This is a genomic window from Posidoniimonas polymericola (assembly GCF_007859935.1).
Classification (GTDB): Bacteria; Planctomycetota; Planctomycetia; order Pirellulales; family Lacipirellulaceae; genus Posidoniimonas; species Posidoniimonas polymericola.
Genome location: NZ_SJPO01000012.1, coordinates 142,223 through 162,362, shown reverse-complemented (window position 1 = coordinate 162,362; position 20,140 = coordinate 142,223). Strand labels below are relative to the sequence as shown.

Genomic DNA, 20,140 nt, shown 5'->3' with positions numbered 1-20,140 from the left:
CTAGTCTCGCAGGTCGTAGATGGTGTAGTGGGCGTTATGGTGCGCGACCGGCAGGCTGACCGGGCGGTAGTTGACGGTGAGGGCGAAGTCGGCGCCGTACTCCCGGCCGAGCTCTTGCAGCCGGCTGGCGCCGAGGTGGGAGAGCGAGCGGACGGACCGCCGCTGGCCGGCTTCGTTGGTGTGGTAGTAGATATCGTTAACCGTCGCGTGCCACTGGACAAGGTGCGGGGCGTCCTGCGGGACGTCCTTGTACGAGACCACCTCGGCGTGCCCGGTCCGCCATTTGAAGGTGTGCGAGTGCAGCGGGACCAGGAACCGCGCGCCGGGCGGGGCGTTTTCGTCGACCCAGCGGCACGCCTCGAGCCACGAGCCGTAGTCGGCGACCCTGCGGTCGGCCGGCGGCGCCGGTTTGCCGAGGCGGGCGGACAACGCGGTCGAGAAGTGCCAGACCGGCGCCGCCAAGAGCACCAACAGCAGGGCCGCCGACCAGCGTTTCTGCCCGCGGACCGCGGTGGTGAGCGCCGCTCCCAGCCACAGCGCGGCCGCCAGCGGGGCCGCCACATCGGTGAGCCGGAACCAGTAGTACTTCAGCAGCTTGGCGGCCGCCGCGGGGTGATCGGCGAGGCCGGCCTCGATCGCGAAGCCGATCAGCATCAGCGTGGCGGCGCCCCACGCAAACCGCACCAGCCGCAGCGGGGCGTCGTCGTTCTGGATGGGGTCTTCCCGCAGCGGCGGGGCAAGACGGCGACGGCGGAGCACGAGCAGCGCCCCGCAGCAGGCGAGCAGCACCAGCATCCACGTGTGCCGCAGAGCCCGGTTCGAGAGCCAGTCGTCCCGCATCGAGAGCAACGCTAGGTGGTGCGGCAGGCGGAAGAAGACGTAGATCTCGTTCGCCTGCGAGACCACCTCCGGGTCGACGCCGCGGTTCATCAGGATCGGCGGCAGCACCCCCAGCAGCGAGATCGCCCCGCCGGCGATCAGGCCGGGCAGCATCGACCGCAGCGGCGACTCGCGGCGGTGGTACGCGGCCCACAGGCAGAGCAGCACCAGCACCGACCAGCCGCCGACCAGCGCGTGCAGCGCGCTGGCGATGCCCAGCAGCACCCACACACGGCTCCAGCAATCGTCGAGGTACGCCTTGAGCGCTAGCAGCACGAAGGCGTAGGCGAAGGCCTTGGCCTCGACCCCGCCGACGACCCACTCGCCCGCCAGGTGCAGCTGCTCGATGCCGGTCACCCACAGGGCGGCGGTCAGGACCGAGCACCACCGCAGCGGCGCGACCCGCCAGCTCAGCCGCTGCCACGCGAATGCTAGCACCCCCCACGCGGCCAGCCTGCCGAGCCAGGCAAACGCCGGCAGGCTGAGGAAATGAGTTAGCCAGCCCGCCAGCAGCACCACGGTCAGGTGGGCGTCGGGCGACTCGAAGAACAGGTCGCCCTGGCACCAGGCAGGATCCCAGAAGTGCTTGAAACGGCCCAGATAGTGCGGCTCGTTGACCCCGGGAACCGGCGTCCCGCCGATCACAAAGAAAACGGTCAGGACCAGCAGGACCTCCACGATCCGCGCCGCGGCGCTCAGGCGATTAGGAAGATCCTGTGAATAATCGGACTTCACGCTAGATTCGGCCGGGGCTCAAGGTACGATTTCCGTGGAACAACCTACCGGACGCCGGTCGGTCTGCACCACCCGCATCGCGACGCTCCTGCTGGATCTTCGGTCTGGCCGCGGGCGGCGTCGCCCCGCATGGGTGCCGACCAACCAGGCTGCTGGCGCCCCACGCCAGCCGCCGCCCGGTCAGGAGTTCCCCCGCCCCGAACAGCACACCCCGTGCTGCCCGCAGAACTCGCCTGATTTGACAAATCGCCCCAATTCTCTTGTGGCGAATGGTCGAAACTGATACTAGATCGGTGCGCGTTTCGGTTTTAGGAGCCTCCGAACCGGAGATTCAGAACCGCCGGCGCCCTGGTTGCGTAGTCAGATTGCGTAGTGAAGCAGGCAGGCCCTCCCATACTTGCAGGTCGAATCATGCCCGATTCCAGCCGTCCCACCCCCGACTCACCGAAATCCGACCGCGCCGCTGAGCTTCATAGTGCTGAGCTCCACGAGCTCGAGCAGAAGCTCGACCGTGTTGACGAGCTCGTGTCGCTGCTGGTCGATGAGCTGATCGACGAGCCGCAGTTCCAGGAGCTCGAGTCGCTCCTGCACGAGAACGACCAGACGCGCCTCCGCTACGTCCAGGGGATGCAGCTCCACTGCGACCTGATGGACTACTTTGCGCCTGCCGAATCCAAGCCCTCCAGGCCGTCGACGGTGCTGTCGATGCTCGGCAACCCGGAAGACAGCGGCGTGCACTTCCAGCTGCCGCCCACGACGCCGGGCAACTAAAGCCGAAGCGGGCCGGAGTTCTCAGCCCTAGCTTGTGAGCTCGGCAATCCGGCGGTAGTCGTCCTTCAGCGATTGGTAAAGCGAGCGGTAGACCTCGACCCCACGGTCGTAGAACCGGCGGGGTTTGGCCTGTGGCTTCGACTCGGTCGCGGTCTGGACTGTAGCGGAACACGCCTCGGCGATGCTGGCGTACTCGCCCGCGCCCACCGCCGCCAACAGCGCGACGCCGAACGCCGGCCCCTCGTCGGCCTGCATCGAGACCACCCGCTTGCCGAATACGTCGGCCTGCAGCTGACGCCAAAACTCGCTCCGGGCGCCGCCGCCGGTCGCGCGAACCTCTTTCGCCGTGACCCCCAGCCCGGTCATGATGTCTAGGCAGTCGCGGAGGGAATACGTCACGCCCTCGAGCACCGCCCGGGTCAACTCTCCCCGACCGTGCGCCTGGGTCAGCCCAATAAACGCCCCGCGGGCGAGCGGGTCGGCGTGCGGGGTGCGCTCGCCGGCCAGGTAGGGGAGGAAGAACAGCCCGTCGGCGCCGACAGCGGTCTCGGCCGCTTCGGCGACCAGCTTGTCGAACGATTCCGACTTGCCGCCCGCCGTTTTGCAGAGGGCGTCGGCGTACCACTGCAGCGAGCCGGCCGCCGAGAGCGTGACGCCCATCATGTGCCACTTGCCGCGGACCGCGTGGCAGAACGTGTGCAGCCGACCGTCGGGGTCGTACTCGGGGGTCTCGCTGTGGCAGAAGACGACGCCCGAGGTCCCCAGCGAGCTGTTTACCACGCCCCGCTGCACAACGCCGTTGCCGACTGCGCCCGCCGCACAGTCGCCCGCTCCGCCCACCACCACGCAGTCGGTCGACAGGCCGAGCTGCTTGGCGACCGCCGGCAGCAGCTTGCCGGTGACCTCCTCCGACTCGTAGCACGCCGGCAGCAGCGAGGCGTCGAGCTCGAGCTTCGACAACAGCGGCTTCGACCACCGTCGGTTCACGACATCCAGCAGCAGCGTGCCGCTAGCGTCGGAAACCTCGGTGGCCCTCTCGCCGGTCAGGTGGAGCCGCACGTAGTCCTTGGGCAGCAGAACCTTCTGCAGCTTCGCAAAATTCCTCGGCTCGTGATTCCGCAGCCACAGTATCTTTGGCGCCTGGAAGCCGGTCAGCGCCGGGTTGGCGACCAGCTTGATCAGCTTCTTGCGGCCGCCGGCTCGGGTTTCGATCTCGTCACACTCGGCGGCGGTGCGTTGGTCGTTCCACAGCAGGGCAGGGCGGATCACGTCGTCCGATTTGTCGAGGAACACCGAGCCGTGCATCTGCCCCGACAGCCCGATCGCCTTGACGTCGGCCGGCTTGAGCTCGGCCTTCTTCACCACCGCGCGGATGGTCTTGAAGGTCGCCGCGCGCCAGTCGGCCGGGTCTTGCTCGCTCCACAGCGGTTTGGGATGGTGGCAGGGGTACGCCGCCGACGCCTGTGCCAGCAGGTTGCCGGCGGCATCGATTGCAATCGTTTTTGTGCCGGACGTGCCGATGTCGACGCCGAGGAATACGTTCTTAGACGACGCGCTCATGGATGAGGGGGCCTTCGAGAGGAGGAGCCGCCCGCGGGCGACGCGTCGCATCGCGCTGGGCGGGCTGTTGGTGTTGGTGTTGGCGGCGGGCTGTCCGCGGCCCCAGGCGGACAAGCCGAAGCCCGCCGACGCCGGCCATCCGCGGCCGTCTGCCGCTAGTGTAACGCTGACGATCGGTGTTGGGGATGACCCGCAGCTGGCCGCCGCGATCGAGCTGCTCGCCGGCGAGTGGCGCGAGGTGAGCGGCGGGCGGTTCGAGGTCCGCCCGCTTGAGGACGGCGGCGCCACGGCCGACCTAATCGTCTTTTCGCCGCTCGCGCTCGGCGGGCTGTGCGATGCCGGCACGCTGCGTCCTGTCCGCGACAGCGCACTCCGCTCCGACGCCCTGGCGGTCGAGGACCTCTACCCGGCGGTGCGTGAGCAGCTGATCTCGTACGGAGGTCGGCTGATGGCCCTGCCGCTCGGCTGCGTGACGCCGCTGGCGGTCTCTCAGGGGGAAGGCGAGGTCCGCTGGGCCGAGGTCGCCCAGGCCGGCCCGCTCCGCCCCGCGTGGCGGCTGCTCGCACAGGCCGCGCCGCTGGCGGTGCACGAGCTACGCGAGTCGGTGCTGTTCGATCCCGAGAGCATGGCGCCAAAGATCACCAGCGAGCCGTTTGTGGCCGCGCTCGAGGCGCTCGTCGCTGCGCCGCCGGCCGACCAGGCGCCGGCCCAACTGGTAGTCCCCAGCCGGCCCGCGGAGGCAGTCGCAGGGACCGCCAAAGGGGTGCGGGTATCGCCGCTGCCAGGGGCGTCCCGCTTCTATCACCCGGTGCGGAACGAGTGGATCACCGTGAACGGGGCGCCCCGGCGGGTCAGCCTGGTCGGGGTCGACGGCCGCCTGGTCGGCGTCACGGCCGCGTCCCGCAACGGCGCAGCGGCGTTCAAGCTGGCCGCCTGGCTGGCAGGCAAGAGCAACGCCCGGCAGCTAGCCCAGGCGAGCCGTCACGTCGCGAATGTCCGGCGTTCGCTTTCCCGGCTGCCGGACGACTGGCAGGGGCAGGGAGCCGCGGGGCTGGGCCGCGAGTTTGCCGCCGCGCTGGACGCCGCCTGGCAGAACAAACTCCGGCTGGTCGCCCCACGGCTGATCGAGGTTGAGCGGTACCTGGTCGCGCTCGACGACGCGGTCCAGCAGGCGATCGACGGCCAATCCGAGCCGCTCGACGCCCTGCGGCAAGCGGCCGACCGCTGGGACACCCTGACCGACGAGGTCGGCCGCCAGCGGCAGCGGAGCTGCTACCTGCGGCACCTGGGCGTGGAACAGTACGAGCCCCCCAAGCGGTAATTAATGCGGCGGCAGGGGCCGGATTCAGTCCGGGCGAGCCGCTTGTCAATCTGCGGGCGAGCGGATACGTTGAATCGCTTGTTCACACCCGACCACAACCGGCCCTGCGGCCTGTTTCCTGCATGATTAGCACCGCATCGCCCACCGATCGGATCGTCATCACCGGCATCGGCCTCACCGCGCCCAACGGCAACTCGCTGGCCGAGTACCGCGCCGCGCTGCTCGAGGGCCGCAGCGGCGTACGCGACTACGAGATCCGCTACGTCGGCAAGACGCTGGCCGGCGTTTGCGATTTTGACGAGACCAAGCACCAGAGCCGCCGCAACGTCCGCCGCGGCACCCGCGCTGGCAGCATCGGCATCTACTGCGCCAACGAAGCCGTGAACGACTCGGGCCTCGACTGGCCGAACGTTGACCCCGAACGGGTGGGCGTCTACATCGGGGTGACCGAGCACGGCAACGTCGAGACCGAGAACGAGATCAACGAGATCAAGTCCTACGACTACGACACCAGCGTCTGGTCGCACCACCACAACCCGCGGACGGTCGCCAACAACCCCGCGGGCGAGATCACGCTCAACATGGGCATCACCGGCCCGCACTACACTATTGGCGCGGCGTGCGCGGCAGGCAACGCCGGGCTGATCCAGGCCGCGCAGATGCTGCGGCTCGGCGAGTGCGACGTCGCGATCTGCGGCGGCGTGTCCGAGAGCATCCACACGTTCGGCATCTTCGCCGGCTTCGCCAGCCAGGGCGCGCTGGCCGCCAACGAGGACCCGACCCGCGCCTCGCGGCCGTTCGACAAGGGCCGCAACGGCATCGTGGTCTCCGAGGGGGGCTGCCTGTACACCCTCGAGCGGTACGAGGACGCCGCCCAACGTGGCGCGCGGATCTACGGCGAGATCGCCGGCTACGCCATGAACTCCGACGCCAGCGACTTCGTGCTGCCCAACCCCAAGCAGCAGGCCCGCTGCGTCGAGATGGCCCTCGGCCGCGCCCGCATGAACGCCGACCAGATCGGCATCGTCAGCACGCACGCCACGGCCACCGAGAGCGGCGACATCCAGGAGTGCACCGCGCTGCGGGCCGTGTTCGGCGAGTGCCAGTCGACCCGCATCAACAACACCAAGAGCTTCATCGGCCACGCGATGGGCGCCGCCGGCGCCCTCGAGCTGGCTGGCAACCTCCCGTCGTTTACTGACGGCGTCGTGCACCCGACAATCAATGTCGAGGACCTCGACCCCAAGTGCGACGTCCCCGGGCTAGTCCTCAACGAGCCTTTCGAAACCAGCGGGGTGACCAGCGTGCTGAACAACTCGTTCGGCATGCTTGGAATCAACTCCGTCGTGATTATCAACAAAGTGTGACCAGGAGCCGTCGGCTGTTAGCTATCGGCTGTTGGCTCACAGGGTCACGCCGCGGTAGCCGAAGCCAACGGCCAATAGCTAACAGCCAAGAGCCCAACTCATGACCCGCGAAGAAATCCGCAACGAGATCCTCGACATCCTCGCCGACATCGCCCCGGACGAGGACCTGTCCGGCCTGAAGGACGACGTCAGCTTCCGTGAGCAGATGGAGCTCGACTCCATGGACTTCCTCGATATCGTCATGGAGCTCCGCAAGCGGCACCGCGTGCAGATCCCCGAGGACGACTACGTCAACCTGGCCAGCATGGACAGCACGGTCGCCTACCTCGAACCGATGATGGTCAACCTGTAGCGGCGACGGTTTAGTCTCCGCGGCCACCGGCCGCGCTATCCCCCTCCCCCGCAGGGAGGGGTTAGGGGAGGGTAGAGGTTCGCAGTACAGGAGGGCTTCGCTCTCTTGAACGCCCGACCCTCCCCCCGACCCTCCCTGAGAGGGAGGGAAGAACTCTCAACGCCTGCCTCACCTCATGTACGACACCCTCATCATCGGCGCCGGGATGAGCGGGCTGGCGGCCGGCATCCGGCTGGCGATGTACGAGCAGCGGGTGCTGATCGTTGAGAAGCACTGGACCATCGGCGGTCTCAACAGCTTCTACCGCCTCCGCGGCCGCGACTACGACGTCGGCCTGCACGCGCTGACCAACATCACGCCCAAGGGCGCCCGCAAGGGGCCGCTCGCCCGGCTGCTGCGTCAGCTCCGCTTCTCGTGGGACGACTTCCAGATCTCGCCACAGATCGGCTCGCAGGTGGTGTTCCCCGGCGCGCGGCTCAAGTTCGACAACGACCCGGAGCTCTTGGCCGCCGAGGTCGCCCGCGAGTTCCCCGCCCAGGCCGACAACTGGCGCCGCTTCGTCGAGGCGATCGTCGACTACGACGACCTCTCCGAGGAGCACCAGCAGCAGTCCGCCCGCCAGGTGGTGTCGAGCTACCTGACCGAGCCGCTTCTGGTCGAGATGCTGTTCTGCCCGCTGATGTTCTACGGCTCGGCCCGCGAGCACGACATGGACTGGGGCCAGTTCTGCATCATGTTCCGCAGCATCTTCCTCGAGGGCCTGGGCCGCCCGCACGCCGGCGTGCGGCTGATCCTCAAGAACCTGGTCAAGAAGTACAAGGCGATGGGGGGCGAGCTCAAGCTCCGCGCCGGGGTGAAGCGAATCATCACCGACGGAGGTCGCGTGGCGGGCGTCGAGCTCGAGGACGGCACACAGATTCAGGCCCGCCGCGTGCTGTCGTCCGCCGGTTGGTTCGAGACCATGCGGCTCTGCGACGACGGCGCGCCGGTGGTCGACTCCCGCGCGCCCGGCAAGCTCAGCTTCTGCGAGACCATCAGCACGCTGGACGTCGACCCGAAGCAGCTCGGCTACGACCGCACGATCACGTTCTTCAATGACCACGCCGAATTCGACTGGACCCCGCCCGCTGATCCGTGCGACCTGCGGAGCGGCGTGATCTGCAGCCCGAACAACTTCGAGTACGACAAGTCGCTCGCTGGTTCCCTAGGAGAGGGCGTGATGCGGATCACGGTGCTCGCCAACTTCGACTGGTGGAACAACCTCTCCGATGAGGAGTACCAGCTCGCCAAGCACCGCTGGTACGACCGCATTGTCGACTCCGCCGTGAGGTTCGTCCCCGACTACCGCGCCCGAGTGGTCGACACCGACATGTTCAGCCCGACCACCATCGTCCGCTTCACCGGGCACGACAACGGCGCCGTGTACGGCGCGCCAGAGAAGCAGCTCGACGGCGCGACGCACCTCGACAACCTCTTCATCTGCGGCACCGACCAGGGCTTCGTCGGCATTATCGGCAGCATCGTCAGCGGCATCGGCATGGCGAACATGCACTGTTTGCGGGATTGATCCTACCAATACGCGACCGAGGGCTACGCCTAGGGTGTTCGGTCGCCATAACGGCAAAGAGTCCCAACAGGACTCGTTTCCCCGCGCCTGCTACAATTGCCGCATGTCCCACACGCCCCCACCATGGCGGTTCCGCTTCTCGCTGTTGAACCTCTTGTTGTTCGCCACCGTCGTGGTCATGGGCTTAGTAATCGTCCGCCTGGCGCCACTAAGGGAAGAGGTTCGGCGGTTGCGTCAAGAAGCCGGCGTGCTCAACATCGACGACCCGACCAAGATCCAGGCGATCCAGCGGCCGCGGCGGTTCAATAGTGACTGGACGTGGCGGATTTACTTGCCGCCCGGCGGTCATTACGGCGTCGCCGTGCAGGTGAACGAGCTACCGGAAAGCGGCGTGAGCCCGCTACCCATCTTTCCGAACGCCGACACGAGCCACGGCTTTGACCACCAGATCCTCGCTACTGGTCTTTCCCCAGGCGAGTGGCTGATCACGCTCTCAACCTGGCAGAGGCCAAGCGGAGATGCGGCCTATGGTCTCAGTATCAAGCCCTCGGCAAGCAGCAGCTCTTCGATGAAGGCCGCACCTCGGAGCGGCGAACATACCGTCAGCGCCGAAATCCACGCGACACCCGATCAGTGGCCGCTCGACAAGGACGGGCGGCTGCTCAGCCTCGGCACCGAGGTGCAAGCCACATCGGTCGAGCGTGAGCCGGGCGATCAGCTGGTGCTGCTGAACCGGCGATTTGTTCACTCAGAGAACCTAGCTAATGGAGTAAAGAGTTACTCCATGCCCGACACGCCACCCACCGATGGGGTGGCGTTGTGGATCGTCTCAAAGCCGCCGGAGGAGTAATGGCACGGCGTTCCGCGTTCACCCTGGTCGAACTCCTCGTAGTGATTGCGATCATCGGCGTGCTGGTCGCTCCGCTGCTGCCGGCGGTGCAGTCGGCCCGCGAGGCGGCCCGGCGTACCCAGTGCCTGAGCAACCTCAAGAACCTGACGCTCGCACTTACCAACTTCGAGTCGGCGCACGCGCGGTACCCGTCCTCCGGGTGGGCGGGCAACTGGACCGGCGACCCCGACCGCGGCGTCGGGGCCGAACAGCCCGGCGGGTGGTTCTTCGCTGTCGCGCCCTACGTCGAGGACGGCGCCATCTCGGCGATGGGCAAGGGCTTGGCCGGCGCCGAACGCGTCACGGCGCTCAATCGCCGCGACGCGCTAACGATCTCGATCGCCAACTGCCCGACGCGTCGCGACGGCGGGCCCTACGATAAGCGGATCAGGCAGGACTCGATCTGTGGCGACGGCCAGGGCGGGGTGCTCAGCTACGACCCGCCGCTCACCGCCCGCTCCGACTACGCGATCTCCGCCGGTGACCAGACGGGTTTCGATGGCCGCTGCCTGCAGATCAGCCCCCGCGCGTACGACGAGGTGCGGGACGACTTCCCTCCGCCGGCGAGCGAGTTCAGCGGGGTCTCGTACTGCGGCCGCGCGGTCCCCGCCCGCATGATCACCGACGGCCTCTCCAAGACGATCGCCCTTGGGGAGCGGTGGGTGCCGGTCGAGGTCTACGCGGGGGACGAATTCTGGCTGGCCGACGACTGGTGCATGCTCGCAGGCTTCCAGGACGACATCGTCCGCTCCACCTACTACGACGGCGTCACCCCGACCCACATGCCGCGGCACGACTCCACCGACTTCCGCACCCTGCCGGGCGTCACCTCGCTGCAGCAGACGCTGCCGCGTGAGTTGTTCGGCAGCGCCCACGACGCGGGCGTCATCCTCTCCTGGTGCGACGGCTCCGCCCGGCTCGTGGCGTACGACGTCGACGCCGAGGCCTTCCGGCGGATGGGGCATCGTGCGGATGGGGAGGTTCAAGACATAAGGTGACCCAGACAACCCAGGGCGATGCCCTGGGCTGTATTAGGTTGGCCCTTCAGGCCAAGGCTTGCGGTCTTGCACGCCGGTTCGCTTCGCCAGCGATCAACAGCCCCAACGGGGCGCGCTGTCACAGCCCAGGGCAACGCCCTGGGTACGCGGACGCCATGAAATCAAGAAGTCCCAACGGGACGCGCTAAGATGCCTTGGATTAGCGCGCCCCTTCAGGGCTTTGTTGGTTGAACCCGGTCGGTAACCCAGGGCAACGCCCTGGGAGGTCGGTCGCCTAAGTGTGAAAAAAGTCCCAACGGCACACGCTACGCTGACTACCATGAAACGGTTCGCCGCATGCCTCGCCTGGGGATCAATTCATGGCTCAGTCGCTATCCAACGTTCTGGTGCATCTCGTCTTCTCGACAAAGCATCGCCGCGCTTGGATCGACCAGGGAATCGAAGCGGAGATGCACGCCTACCTGGCGAAGGCCTGCCGGTCGATGGGGGCGCCGGCGATTAAGGTGGGCGGCGTTGACGATCACGTTCATCTGGCGTGCCGGCTGGGACGCACCGTCTCGGTGGCCGACTTGGTGCAAGGTATCAAGCAAGACTCGTCGAAATGGGTGAAGACCAGGGGCGAAACCTACCAGGCGTTCGCGTGGCAGAACGGATATGGCGCCTTCTCGGTTGGCGCCAGCCAATTGCCGGCTTTGGTGCGGTACATCGAGGGACAGCGCGAACATCATCGTCAGGCGTCATTCCAGGAAGAGTACCGGACGTTGTTGGAGCGGTACGGCATTGAGTTCGACGAACGCTACGTGTGGGAATAGCGCGCCCCTTCAGGGCTTCGATAGTTAAACCCGGTCTCTAACCCAGGGCGATGCCCTGGGCTGTAGTAGGTTGGCCTTTCAGCCCAAGGCTTGCGGACTTGCACGCCGGTTGGCGTCGCCAGCGAACAACAGCCCCAACGGGGCGCGCTATCATAGCCCAGGGCAACTCCCTGGGATGGCGGACGCCAAGGGTCCAGAGAGTCCCAACGGGACGCGCTAGTTCTGCGGTTGGGATTAGCGCGTCCGTTCAGGGTTTTATTGGTTGAACCCGGTCGGCAACCCAGGGCGATGCCCTGGGCTGCAGTAGATTGGCCCTTCAGGCCAAGGAATGGGCCCCGCGTTCCGGTTGTCGTCGCCAGCGGATCAAAGCCCCAACGGGGCGCTATCACAGCCCTGGGCAATGCCCCATGCAAGATTCCGATTCGGGCCCCACTCTCTCGATTCTCCGCTCCGTTTTAGATCGCAAAGAGCCACCCACGGCGGTATACAAGGGGTGGCTGCGGGTTCTGCCGCTAGTCTTTTCCTCAACCCGGACTATTGTCCCCTGCAGTGTGCAAATACGGACAAAAGTCGCCGTCGGACGAGTCGCCCAATGTGACGAAGACGCTGCTATACAAGCGTGGGACGCACTTCAGGGGCCGCTGCAGAGCCCGACTTTTGTCCCTATAAATGGATGCGCGAATAAGGGACAAAAGTCGCCCCGCCGGCGCCCATCGAGCCCCTCGCTGTAAACTGCTAAACTACTGGATTCTCCGAGACGGATCCCGGACACCAGACCCACTCGACGAGCCCACGCAACACGCCCGCTATGCCACGCGATTTCCTCAAAGGTGCCCAGGACTACTACGACGTCATCGTCATCGGCTCTGGCCTGGCCGGGCTGACCTCGGCCAATATCCTCGCCCGGCAGGGCCGCTCGGTGCTGCTCGTCGAGCAGCACTACAAGCTGGGCGGCATGGCGACCTGGTTCAAGCGGCCGGGCGGGCACATCTTCGACATCTCGCTGCACGGTTTCCCGTTCGGCATGGTGAAGAGCTGCCGCCGGTACTGGTCCAAAGAGATCGCCGAGTCGATCGTGCAGCTCGACGGCGTCCGGTTCGACAACCCGATGTTCTCACTCTGGACCAGCTTTACCCGGGAAGACTTCACCAAGCAGCTGATCGAAAAATTCAACGTCGCCCCGCAGACGGTCAACGACTTCTTCGACACCGCCCGCGGCATGAACTTCTACGACGACCAGGGCATGACCACCGGCGAGCTGTTCGAGAAGTTCTTCCCCGGCCGCGAGGACGTCACGCGGCTGCTGATGGAGCCGATCACCTACGCCAACGGCAGCACGCTGGAGGACCCGGCGATCAGCTACGGCATCGTGTTCAGCAACTTCATGTCCAAGGGCGTGTTCACCTTCCAGGGGGGCACCGACAAGCTGATCGGCCAGATGGAGGACGAGCTGAAGAAGTCCGGCGTCGACATCCGCATCAACTGCGACGTAAAGCGGATCAACACCAAGGGCGGTCCGGGGGGAGGAGGCGTCGAGTCGGTCGAGATCGACGCCAAGGGCGCCACGCACACCATCCGCTGCGGCGCGGTGGTGAGCAACGCCAACGTGCGGCAGACGGTTTTCGACCTGGTGGGCGAGGAGAAATTCGACCGCGGGTTCATCGACGACGCCAAGGCCGTGCGGCTCAACAACAGCAGCACGCAGGTCTACATCGCGATGAACGACGACGAGCGGCTCGACGTCAACGAGCTGGGCGACCTGCTCTTCAGCAGCACGGCGCCTACCTTCCACACCGAGGCCCTGCTGTCGCGAGACATCACCAGCCGCACCTACAGCTTCTACTACCCCAAGACCCGCCCGCAGAAGGACCCGCGGTGCCTGGTCGTCAGCAGCACCAACGCCAACTACTCCGACTGGGCCGACCTGCCCGAGGACGAGTACCAGGCGAGCAAGCAAGACCTGTGCGAGACCACCCTCGACGCGCTCGACAAGTACCTGCCGAACGTCCGCGAGCGGGTCTGCCATGTTGAGGCCAGCACGCCCCGCAGCTTCCAGCACTACACGCACCACCCGGCCGGCTCGAGCTTTGGCACCAAGTTCGAGGGTCTTGCGGTCAGCCGGGCCCTGCCGCAGCAAGTTCAGGGCCTGTACCACGCGGGCAGCGTGGGCATCATCATGAGCGGCTGGCTCGGCGCAATGAACTACGGCGTGATTGTCGCGAACGAGGTCGACGGCTGCCTGGAAAACAACGCCAGCCGCAACACGGGCGAGGTGGAGCGGAGCGTGGTTGAGGACGTGTCGGCGGGCTAGGACTCACAAGGACGAGCCGCGGGCGGGCAACAAGATTCATCCCAGTGCAGGACAAGCATGGGTCAGACTGCGGAGCAGGCGTTCTCGATGATCTACAGCTCGCACGCCTGGGGCAGCGAGAGCCGCAGCGGGCCGGGTTCGGTGCCGAAGGCGACCGCCGAGTACCACGCGTGGCTGGCGGAGTTTGCCGAGAGCAGGTCGGTCGGCAGCGTGGTGGACGTCGGCTGCGGCGACTGGACGGCGACCCAAAACCTCGGCTGGGACAATGTCGACTACACCGGCGTGGATGTCGTGCCCGACCTGGTGGACGACCTCAACACGCGGTTTGGCAACGAGCGGCGGCGGTTTGTTTGCCTGGACGCGAACCGCGACGAGCTCCCCGCGGCCGACCTGCTGGTGATCAAGGACGTGCTGCAGCACTGGCCGCTCGACTGCGTGCACCGGTTCCGTGGACAGCTCGACCGTTTCAAGCACGCGGTGATCACCAACGACCGTGCCCGAACCGTGACCACCTACGCCCTAGGGACGCCCGTCTGGCGACGACAAATCACCGCCAACGGCGACATCGCGATGGGGGGCTACCGCACGCTGCAGCTCAATGCCGCCCCGTTCGAGTGGGGCCTGGCGACCGGGCTGACGTTTAAGGTCGAGAACATCCACCCGAAGGCCTTCGGCCTGGGGGCGTCGGGCCGCGTGGATGAGAAGGAGTGTTTGGTTTGGGAGCGACAGACGGGGGCTGTGTAGGCCACGACGCACTCGCCAGTGTTACACGTTCAGGCAGATAGTAGCTTCGTTACCTGACGTAGGTCACTTGGTTAGCTTCAAGAGCTTGAAGCGACTCTAGCAACGCCGGCACGAGCGGCCTCAGGTCTTCGAGGTTGTTTGTGGGCGCCAGCAGGTTTACGATCGACAGCGGTAACGCCGCGATGTTTTGCTGATGGGGGATATTCGAATCGTTCGTGACCAACGCGTCGAACCCGGCGGCGGCGGCCGTGCGGAGGAGGTCGCCGTTTCTCTTCCCGCTCCACCCATTGTAGGCGACGGTCTCGCATTGGTGCCCCACTATGTCATTGCGGAACTCGTGCGGCAGATTCTCGTCGAGCAACAACCTCATGAGGCCGTCGTGTGTGGGATCGTCTGAGCCTTTGCTTCTTCCAAGAGTTCGACAACTTGCTCGCGTCTCACGGAAGGGAACTGCTCTAGAAAGTACGAGATGCTGTGCCCCCGCTGCAGCCAATCGAATAGGGACACGACCGGCACACGCGTGCCCGCGAAGCAGGGCGCGCCGCCTAGGATTTCCGGATCGACCTTGATAACGTTGCTCATACCTAGATTATAGAACCCCTGGGGCGCCCAGGTCCACCTTGCACGAATTGCCGCGGTTTTCATGTCCTCCGAAGAAATCACCAACGCCATCCCCCACCGCCCGCCGTTCCTCTTGATAGATGAGGTCACCGAGCGGGGCGAGAACACGATCACCTGCACCAAGACCTTTAGCGGTGACGAGTTCTGGTTCGCCGGGCACTACCCCGACTTCCCGATCATGCCGGGCGTGCTGCTATGCGAGGGCGCGATGCAGGCCGGCGCGGTGATGCTGTCGGGCATGCTCGGCAGCGAAACCGACGGCAAGGTGCCGGTCGCCACCCGGGCGAACAACGTGCAGTTCCGCCAGATGGTGCGGCCGGGCGACACGGTCGAGTACACGGTCGAGCTGACTGAGCGGCTGGCCGACGCGTTCTTCATGAAGGCCAAGGTCACCAACATTACGGCGGGCAGGCTGGCGTGCCGGTTCGAGTTCGCCTGCACGCTGGCCGAGCCGCAGTAGCCGTTTAGCGTTGGGTTTGGCGTTGGCGTTCGACGCGGCCCACCGGGCGGGCGCCGTCGCCCTTGGCGCCAGTCAGCCGGTCGCCGAGGTCCGCCCGGGCCTCATCGGCCATGGCCTGCAGCCGCTCGACAATGTCGGGGTGCTGGGCGGCGACGTTGGTGGTCTCGCCGGGGTCGGACTTGAGGTCGAACAGAGCGAGGCCGATAGTCGCCTGATCGTAGCCGACCGGCACGCCGCCGGTCCCGCCGGGGCGGCCCGAGAGCGTGCGGTACTTGTGGGGGAAGTGGAGCTTCCAGCGGTTGTCGCGGACGGCGTGGAGTTCGCCGAGCCAGTAGCAGTAGAACGGCGAGTGGGTGAATCCGGCGTCGGCGTCGCCCGAGAGCAGCGGCCAGATGTCCTGCCCGTCGATCTTGCGGTCGGTGGGGACCTCGGCGCCAATCAGGCCGGCGATGGTTGGCAGCAGGTCCATCGTGGTGGCGAGCTCGTCGCTGGTTGTGCCCGCGGGGATCTTGCCGGGCCAGCGGGCGATGAACGGCTCGCGGTAGCCGCCCTCGAACATGGTGCCCTTGCCCTCGCGGAACGGGCCGGCGCTGCCGGCGTGGTCGCCGTACGAGAGCCAGGGTCCGTTGTCCGAAGTGAAGACGACAAGCGTGTTGTCGTCGATGCCGTTGGCCTCGAGCGCGTCGAGCACCTGTCCAACCGACCAATCGACCTCCATCACAACGTCGCCAAACAGGCCGGCGCCGCTCTTGCCCTTGAACTTGTCGGAAACAAAGATCGGCACGTGCACCATCGAGTGCGGCAGGTACAGGAAAAACGGCTGGTCGGCGTGCTGGTCAATGAATTCGACCGCGTGCTCGGTGTACTGTGTGGTGAGCTGGGCCTGGTCCTCGGCAGTGACCTCCGGGTCGACGATCTGCTCGTCGCGGTACAGGGGCAGCTTGGGGTAGCGGCTCTTGCGTTCGGCGGCGTCCGGCGGCAGCTTCACTAGGTCGGGGTGCAGCGGCCACATGTCGTTCGAGTAGGGGAGCCCAAACCACGTGTCGAAGCCCTGGCGGGTCGGCAGGAACTGGGGCGCATCGCCCAGGTGCCACTTGCCGAAGCAGGCGGTGGCGTAGCCCCGCTGGCGGCAGAGCTCGGCGATGGTCACCTCGTCGGGGTTCAAGCCAACACGCGAGTGCGGACCGTACGCGCCCTGCACTCCCACGCGATCCGGGTAGCAGCCGGTCAGCAGCGCGGCGCGCGAGGCGCTGCAGACCGCCGTGGCGGCGTGGAAGTCGGTCAGCAACCGGCCCTCGGCCGCCATGCGGTCGAGGTTGGGAGTGGGGCATTCCGCGCCGAACGGCCCGATGTCGGCGTAGCCCATGTCGTCGATGAAGATCACCACAACATTGGGCGGCCGGTCATCGGCGGCCGCGACCGAGGCAAGAGCCGCTCCTAACAACAACGCAGCGCGCAGCAACATCAGAGGACCTCCAATCAAACGGCGCCGTCTATCGCAGCCCACCCCGCCAGGGGTGGGAACTCCCACTGCGGCGCCGCTAGGCGGGCGTTTCGGCCGGCGGCTCGGCGAGCTGCTCCGCGGCGGCCCGCTCGACCTCGGGCTTTTCGTGGAAGGCGACCAGGAAGATCACAAAGATGACCGCGGCCATGCCGGCGGGCACGAGCCAAAACTCCTTCCACTGCAGCATGGTTTCGGAGAGCAACTGCTGGTCAATTCCGGCCAGGTCGGATGTGCTAAACATCCGGCCGAATGACTCGAGATAGCCGAGGGTTTCCTTAGGCTGAACGGCTTTCAAGGCTTCGCCGTAAGCCTCTTGAGTGGTCATGGTGGACTTGAACAACTCGCCCGCGACCGCATAACCGATGAACATGCCAACACCTTGGGTGAAGAAGACAAGCATGCTTTGCGCCTGGCCGCGAACGTTTGCCGGCGCCTTTTGATCGGTGTACATGAAGCCGGTGACGAAGAAGAAGTCGTAGCAGACGCCATGGAGCAGCACGGCGAGCAGGATCATCCAGGTGGTCTGCTCGGGGGCGCCGAAAGCGAACAAGAGGTACCGGAGGACCCATGCCGCCATGCCGACCAGGATCATCCACTTCACCCCCAGACGGCGGAAGAAGAATGGGATTAGCAGCATAAAGACGATTTCGCTCATTTGACCGAGCGACATCGTCGACGCGGCTTGCTCGAAGCCAACCTGTGCGATGACTCCACTTGCGTACTGATAGTAGTACGCTAAAGGAATGCAGATCAGCGTGGAGCAGACAATGAAAACAAGAAACGGGACGCTCTTCATCAAGCCGAAGGCGTCGAGCATAAGCATGCTGCCCATGTCGAGCGGCTTACCCTTCGCGGGGGGCGGCGTGTGGGGGAGGGTGAAGCTGTACAACCCAAACACTGCCGAAGCACCGGCGGCTAGCCAAAGAATGTTGACGCTGTCAGACCATTGCTGCACTCCCACGAACAGGCCGGCGACAATCCAGCCGATCGTTCCCCACACGCGAATGGCGGGGAACTTGTTCTGGTCATCGATGTTGGCGAAGGCGATGGAGTTGCCGAGCCCTAATGTCGGCATGTAGCACAGCATGTAGGCGATGAAGAGCCACACCGCGAGAGTCCCATTGCTGGCTTGCACCGCCTGGGCCGCGGCGTACATCAAGCCGGCGCCCACCAGCATCAAGACCCCCTGCACGATCTGAGACGGGAAGAGCCGGTCCGCGATCAATCCGAGGAACAACGGAGCGACGATCGCCGCGATCGGCGCGCTCTGATAGGCGTTCGCGACAAAATCACCCAGCCCGGCATTGCCGAGGCAGAGGAACAGCGTGACGAACCACGCCCCCCAGGTGAAGAACTGCAGGAACATCATCACGCTCAGCCGTGTTGCGACACCCACTCTGGACTCCTTCTACACAGACGAGAACCGGCCCTGCGAGCGTCGGGGGCCGTGATTCTAGAGATCAGCAGCGCGAAGAGCGTCCGCCCGCTCAACGCCACAGAATAACTGCTAGCAAGACCGAGGGCTACCGATGGAGCGACGAATATTGCACGGGGCGCGCCCTAGGGCGCCGCGCCGCCTTACCCAATCGGCGCCGCCCACAAAAAAAGCCCCGCCGCGGTGGCCGCGGCGGGGCTTGGATTGCAGCAAACGCAGCCTAGGTCGTGGCGGCGGGGTCCTTGCCGTCGATCCACGGGCCCTCGAGCTTCTGATAGGGACGCGGGAACAGCTTGCTGCCCCGGTCGGCCGGCTCGGCCGCCCAGCCAGCGACATGCGAGCACTCGCCGCGATCGGCCGAACGCTCTTCCCACTTCTGGGCCCACGAGGAGTTGCCGTCGGAGAAGGTCATGCTCTCCTGGTCGAAGTGGAACACCTTGCCCTCGCGGTAGCTGCGGGAGCCGAGCTTGACGATGGTCATCGCCGCGGCGCCCAGCTCGGGCGAGCAGTTGACCGCGCTCGGGTCGCCTGCGATCGCCGAGGTGGTGAAGTTCTTGAAGTGGACCTTCGAGGAGTTGTTGACCCCGCCTACCTCCACCCGTTCGCTCTTCAGGTCGCGTTCGTGGTGGACCTGCGGACGCTCGGCGACAAAGTCGTAGCCGGTGAACTCCTCGCCCACGCCGAGCACCACCGAGCCGCTGTGGCCGCGGATGAGCTGCTTGATGGGGGTCTCGCCGCAGCACATCGTGGCGGTCACGAGGCCTTGGACGCCTTCATTGAAGTCGGCCACGACGGTCGCGACGTCCGGCACGGTGCGGCCGTCGTACTCAAGGTAGATGCCGCCGGCGCCAGTCACCCGCCCCGGGAACCGCAGGCCGGTGGCCTTCAGCATCGAGGTCGTGCGGTGGACAAACAGGTCGGTGAACATGCCCGAGCCGAAGTCCCAGTAGCATCGCCACTGGGCAAACTTAGCGCGGTCGAACGGCATCTCCGGAGCGAGGCCGTACTTGGTTCCCAGGAACATCTCCCAGTCGATGTTGTCGGGGGTCATGTCTTGGGCCAGGTTGTAGTAACGCCACTGGCCCATGTCGGAGTTGCGGAAGAACTCGGTCTGGTACTGCATCACCTTGCCGAGGTCGCCGCTGCAGATCCGCTCGTTGATCTTCTCCCATACCGGCAGCGAGGTCGACTGCACGCCCACCTGCATCACCTGTCCCGAATCCTTCCAGGCCTGATGCACGGCGAGCGCCTCCTCAACGGAGTGCGTCATCGGCTTCTCGCAGTAGACGTGCTTGCCCGCGTTGAGGGCGTCGATCGTCTGCTTGGCGTGCCAGTGGTCGGGGGTGGAGATCACCACCGCGTCGATCGAATCGTCGGCCAGGATCTCCTGGTAGTCGCCGGTCGTCTTGGGACGCTTGCCCGACTCGGTCTCGACGTGCTTCGCGGTGGTGTCGCGGTAGCGGTTAAAGACGTCGCAGATGGTTGCGATCTCAACCAAGTTCTCTTCCTTCTGCAGGGCGAGAGCCGAGTTGATGTGGGTCTGCGCGCGGCCACCCACGCCGATGAAACCAAGACGGAGACGGTTGTTGGCGTTCGCCCCGCTGGCGGCTACCGCCGGCGCTGCGGCGAGCGCGGCGCCCGCTGCGGTCGTGGCTAGAAAGCCACGGCGATTGACGGACTCATGTGGCATCGGGTGATCCTCCTGTGCGATTAACCTCATCTTAAATCCAACGACGCGGCAACTCAGCCGGTCGGGAATGAGCAGCTAGACATAATAACCGAAATCTAGTGCTCGATGGCGGTGTGTCTGCAAT

The 20,140-nt window shown here is 65.8% G+C and carries 18 protein-coding genes; 11 read left to right on the top strand and 7 right to left on the bottom strand.

Features of this window, described 5'->3' with window-relative positions:
• Entirely contained in the window at positions 1-1,614 is a 1,614-nt protein-coding gene (locus Pla123a_RS24810) for a DUF6798 domain-containing protein (RefSeq protein WP_197528166.1), read from the bottom strand.
• 411 nt (positions 1,615-2,025) lie between these two features.
• Here Pla123a_RS24810 and Pla123a_RS21130 point away from each other — a divergent pair, with 411 nt between their 5' ends.
• Positions 2,026-2,385, top strand: a complete 360-nt coding sequence (locus tag Pla123a_RS21130; protein ID WP_146590705.1) for a hypothetical protein — start codon at positions 2,026-2,028, stop codon at positions 2,383-2,385.
• A 27-nt stretch (positions 2,386-2,412) separates the two neighbouring features.
• On the opposite strand, the gene xylB is transcribed toward Pla123a_RS21130, so the two are convergent.
• The gene (gene xylB / locus Pla123a_RS21125; RefSeq protein WP_146590703.1) at positions 2,413-3,945 is read right to left on the bottom strand and encodes a xylulokinase; all 1,533 of its coding nucleotides are present in this window, start codon (positions 3,943-3,945) and stop codon (positions 2,413-2,415) included.
• Between xylB and Pla123a_RS21120 the strand changes: the two genes are divergently transcribed.
• From Pla123a_RS21120 to Pla123a_RS21080, 9 genes are all read left to right on the top strand, one after another.
• Positions 3,905-5,266: a hypothetical protein gene (locus Pla123a_RS21120; protein WP_146590700.1), complete on the top strand. Its 1,362-nt coding sequence runs from the start codon at positions 3,905-3,907 to the stop codon at positions 5,264-5,266. The two genes, xylB and Pla123a_RS21120, sit on opposite strands and share 41 nt — an antisense overlap.
• A 122-nt stretch (positions 5,267-5,388) precedes the next feature.
• Positions 5,389-6,633, top strand: coding sequence for a beta-ketoacyl-[acyl-carrier-protein] synthase family protein (locus Pla123a_RS21115; protein WP_146590698.1), 1,245 nt, complete (start codon positions 5,389-5,391; stop codon positions 6,631-6,633).
• A 100-nt stretch (positions 6,634-6,733) separates the two neighbouring features.
• Entirely contained in the window at positions 6,734-6,985 is a 252-nt protein-coding gene (locus Pla123a_RS21110) for an acyl carrier protein (protein ID WP_146590696.1), read from the top strand.
• A gap of 175 nt (positions 6,986-7,160) precedes the next feature.
• Positions 7,161-8,552, top strand: coding sequence for a phytoene desaturase family protein (locus Pla123a_RS21105; RefSeq protein WP_146590694.1), 1,392 nt, complete (start codon positions 7,161-7,163; stop codon positions 8,550-8,552).
• A gap of 103 nt (positions 8,553-8,655) precedes the next feature.
• Complete coding sequence (locus Pla123a_RS21100; protein ID WP_146590692.1) at positions 8,656-9,402, top strand: hypothetical protein; 747 nt, start codon at positions 8,656-8,658, stop codon at positions 9,400-9,402.
• Complete coding sequence (locus tag Pla123a_RS21095; RefSeq protein ID WP_146590690.1) at positions 9,402-10,439, top strand: DUF1559 family PulG-like putative transporter; 1,038 nt, start codon at positions 9,402-9,404, stop codon at positions 10,437-10,439. Before Pla123a_RS21100 ends, Pla123a_RS21095 begins: the two co-directional genes overlap by 1 nt.
• A gap of 359 nt (positions 10,440-10,798) precedes the next feature.
• Positions 10,799-11,251, top strand: a complete 453-nt coding sequence (gene tnpA / locus Pla123a_RS21090) for an IS200/IS605 family transposase (protein ID WP_146590688.1) — start codon at positions 10,799-10,801, stop codon at positions 11,249-11,251.
• An 808-nt stretch (positions 11,252-12,059) separates the two neighbouring features.
• Positions 12,060-13,562, top strand: a complete 1,503-nt coding sequence (locus tag Pla123a_RS21085; RefSeq protein ID WP_146590686.1) for a phytoene desaturase family protein — start codon at positions 12,060-12,062, stop codon at positions 13,560-13,562.
• 57 nt (positions 13,563-13,619) lie between these two features.
• A complete protein-coding gene (locus Pla123a_RS21080; protein ID WP_146590684.1) occupies positions 13,620-14,306 on the top strand; it encodes a methyltransferase domain-containing protein in 687 nt (228 codons plus the stop codon).
• Between the two features lie 49 nt (positions 14,307-14,355).
• On the opposite strand, the gene Pla123a_RS21075 is transcribed toward Pla123a_RS21080, so the two are convergent.
• Together Pla123a_RS21075 and Pla123a_RS25375 are read right to left on the bottom strand one after the other, a co-directional pair.
• Complete coding sequence (locus tag Pla123a_RS21075; RefSeq protein WP_146590682.1) at positions 14,356-14,676, bottom strand: DUF5615 family PIN-like protein; 321 nt, start codon at positions 14,674-14,676, stop codon at positions 14,356-14,358.
• Entirely contained in the window at positions 14,673-14,888 is a 216-nt protein-coding gene (locus Pla123a_RS25375; protein WP_146590680.1) for a DUF433 domain-containing protein, read from the bottom strand. Before Pla123a_RS25375 ends, Pla123a_RS21075 begins: the two co-directional genes overlap by 4 nt.
• 61 nt (positions 14,889-14,949) lie before the next feature.
• Between Pla123a_RS25375 and Pla123a_RS21065 the strand changes: the two genes are divergently transcribed.
• A complete protein-coding gene (locus tag Pla123a_RS21065) occupies positions 14,950-15,387 on the top strand; it encodes a 3-hydroxyacyl-ACP dehydratase FabZ family protein (RefSeq protein WP_146590678.1) in 438 nt (145 codons plus the stop codon).
• 4 nt (positions 15,388-15,391) lie between these two features.
• On the opposite strand, the gene Pla123a_RS21060 is transcribed toward Pla123a_RS21065, so the two are convergent.
• The 3 genes from Pla123a_RS21060 to Pla123a_RS21050 form a co-directional block, all read right to left on the bottom strand.
• On the bottom strand, positions 15,392-16,852 hold the full coding sequence (locus Pla123a_RS21060; protein WP_146590676.1) for a sulfatase family protein: 1,461 nt from the start codon (positions 16,850-16,852) through the stop codon (positions 15,392-15,394).
• 76 nt (positions 16,853-16,928) lie between these two features.
• Entirely contained in the window at positions 16,929-18,287 is a 1,359-nt protein-coding gene (locus Pla123a_RS21055; RefSeq protein ID WP_261342773.1) for a nucleoside permease, read from the bottom strand.
• A 259-nt stretch (positions 18,288-18,546) separates the two neighbouring features.
• Positions 18,547-20,016, bottom strand: a complete 1,470-nt coding sequence (locus Pla123a_RS21050) for a Gfo/Idh/MocA family protein (RefSeq protein WP_146590674.1) — start codon at positions 20,014-20,016, stop codon at positions 18,547-18,549.
• Between the last annotated feature and the right edge of the window lie 124 nt (positions 20,017-20,140).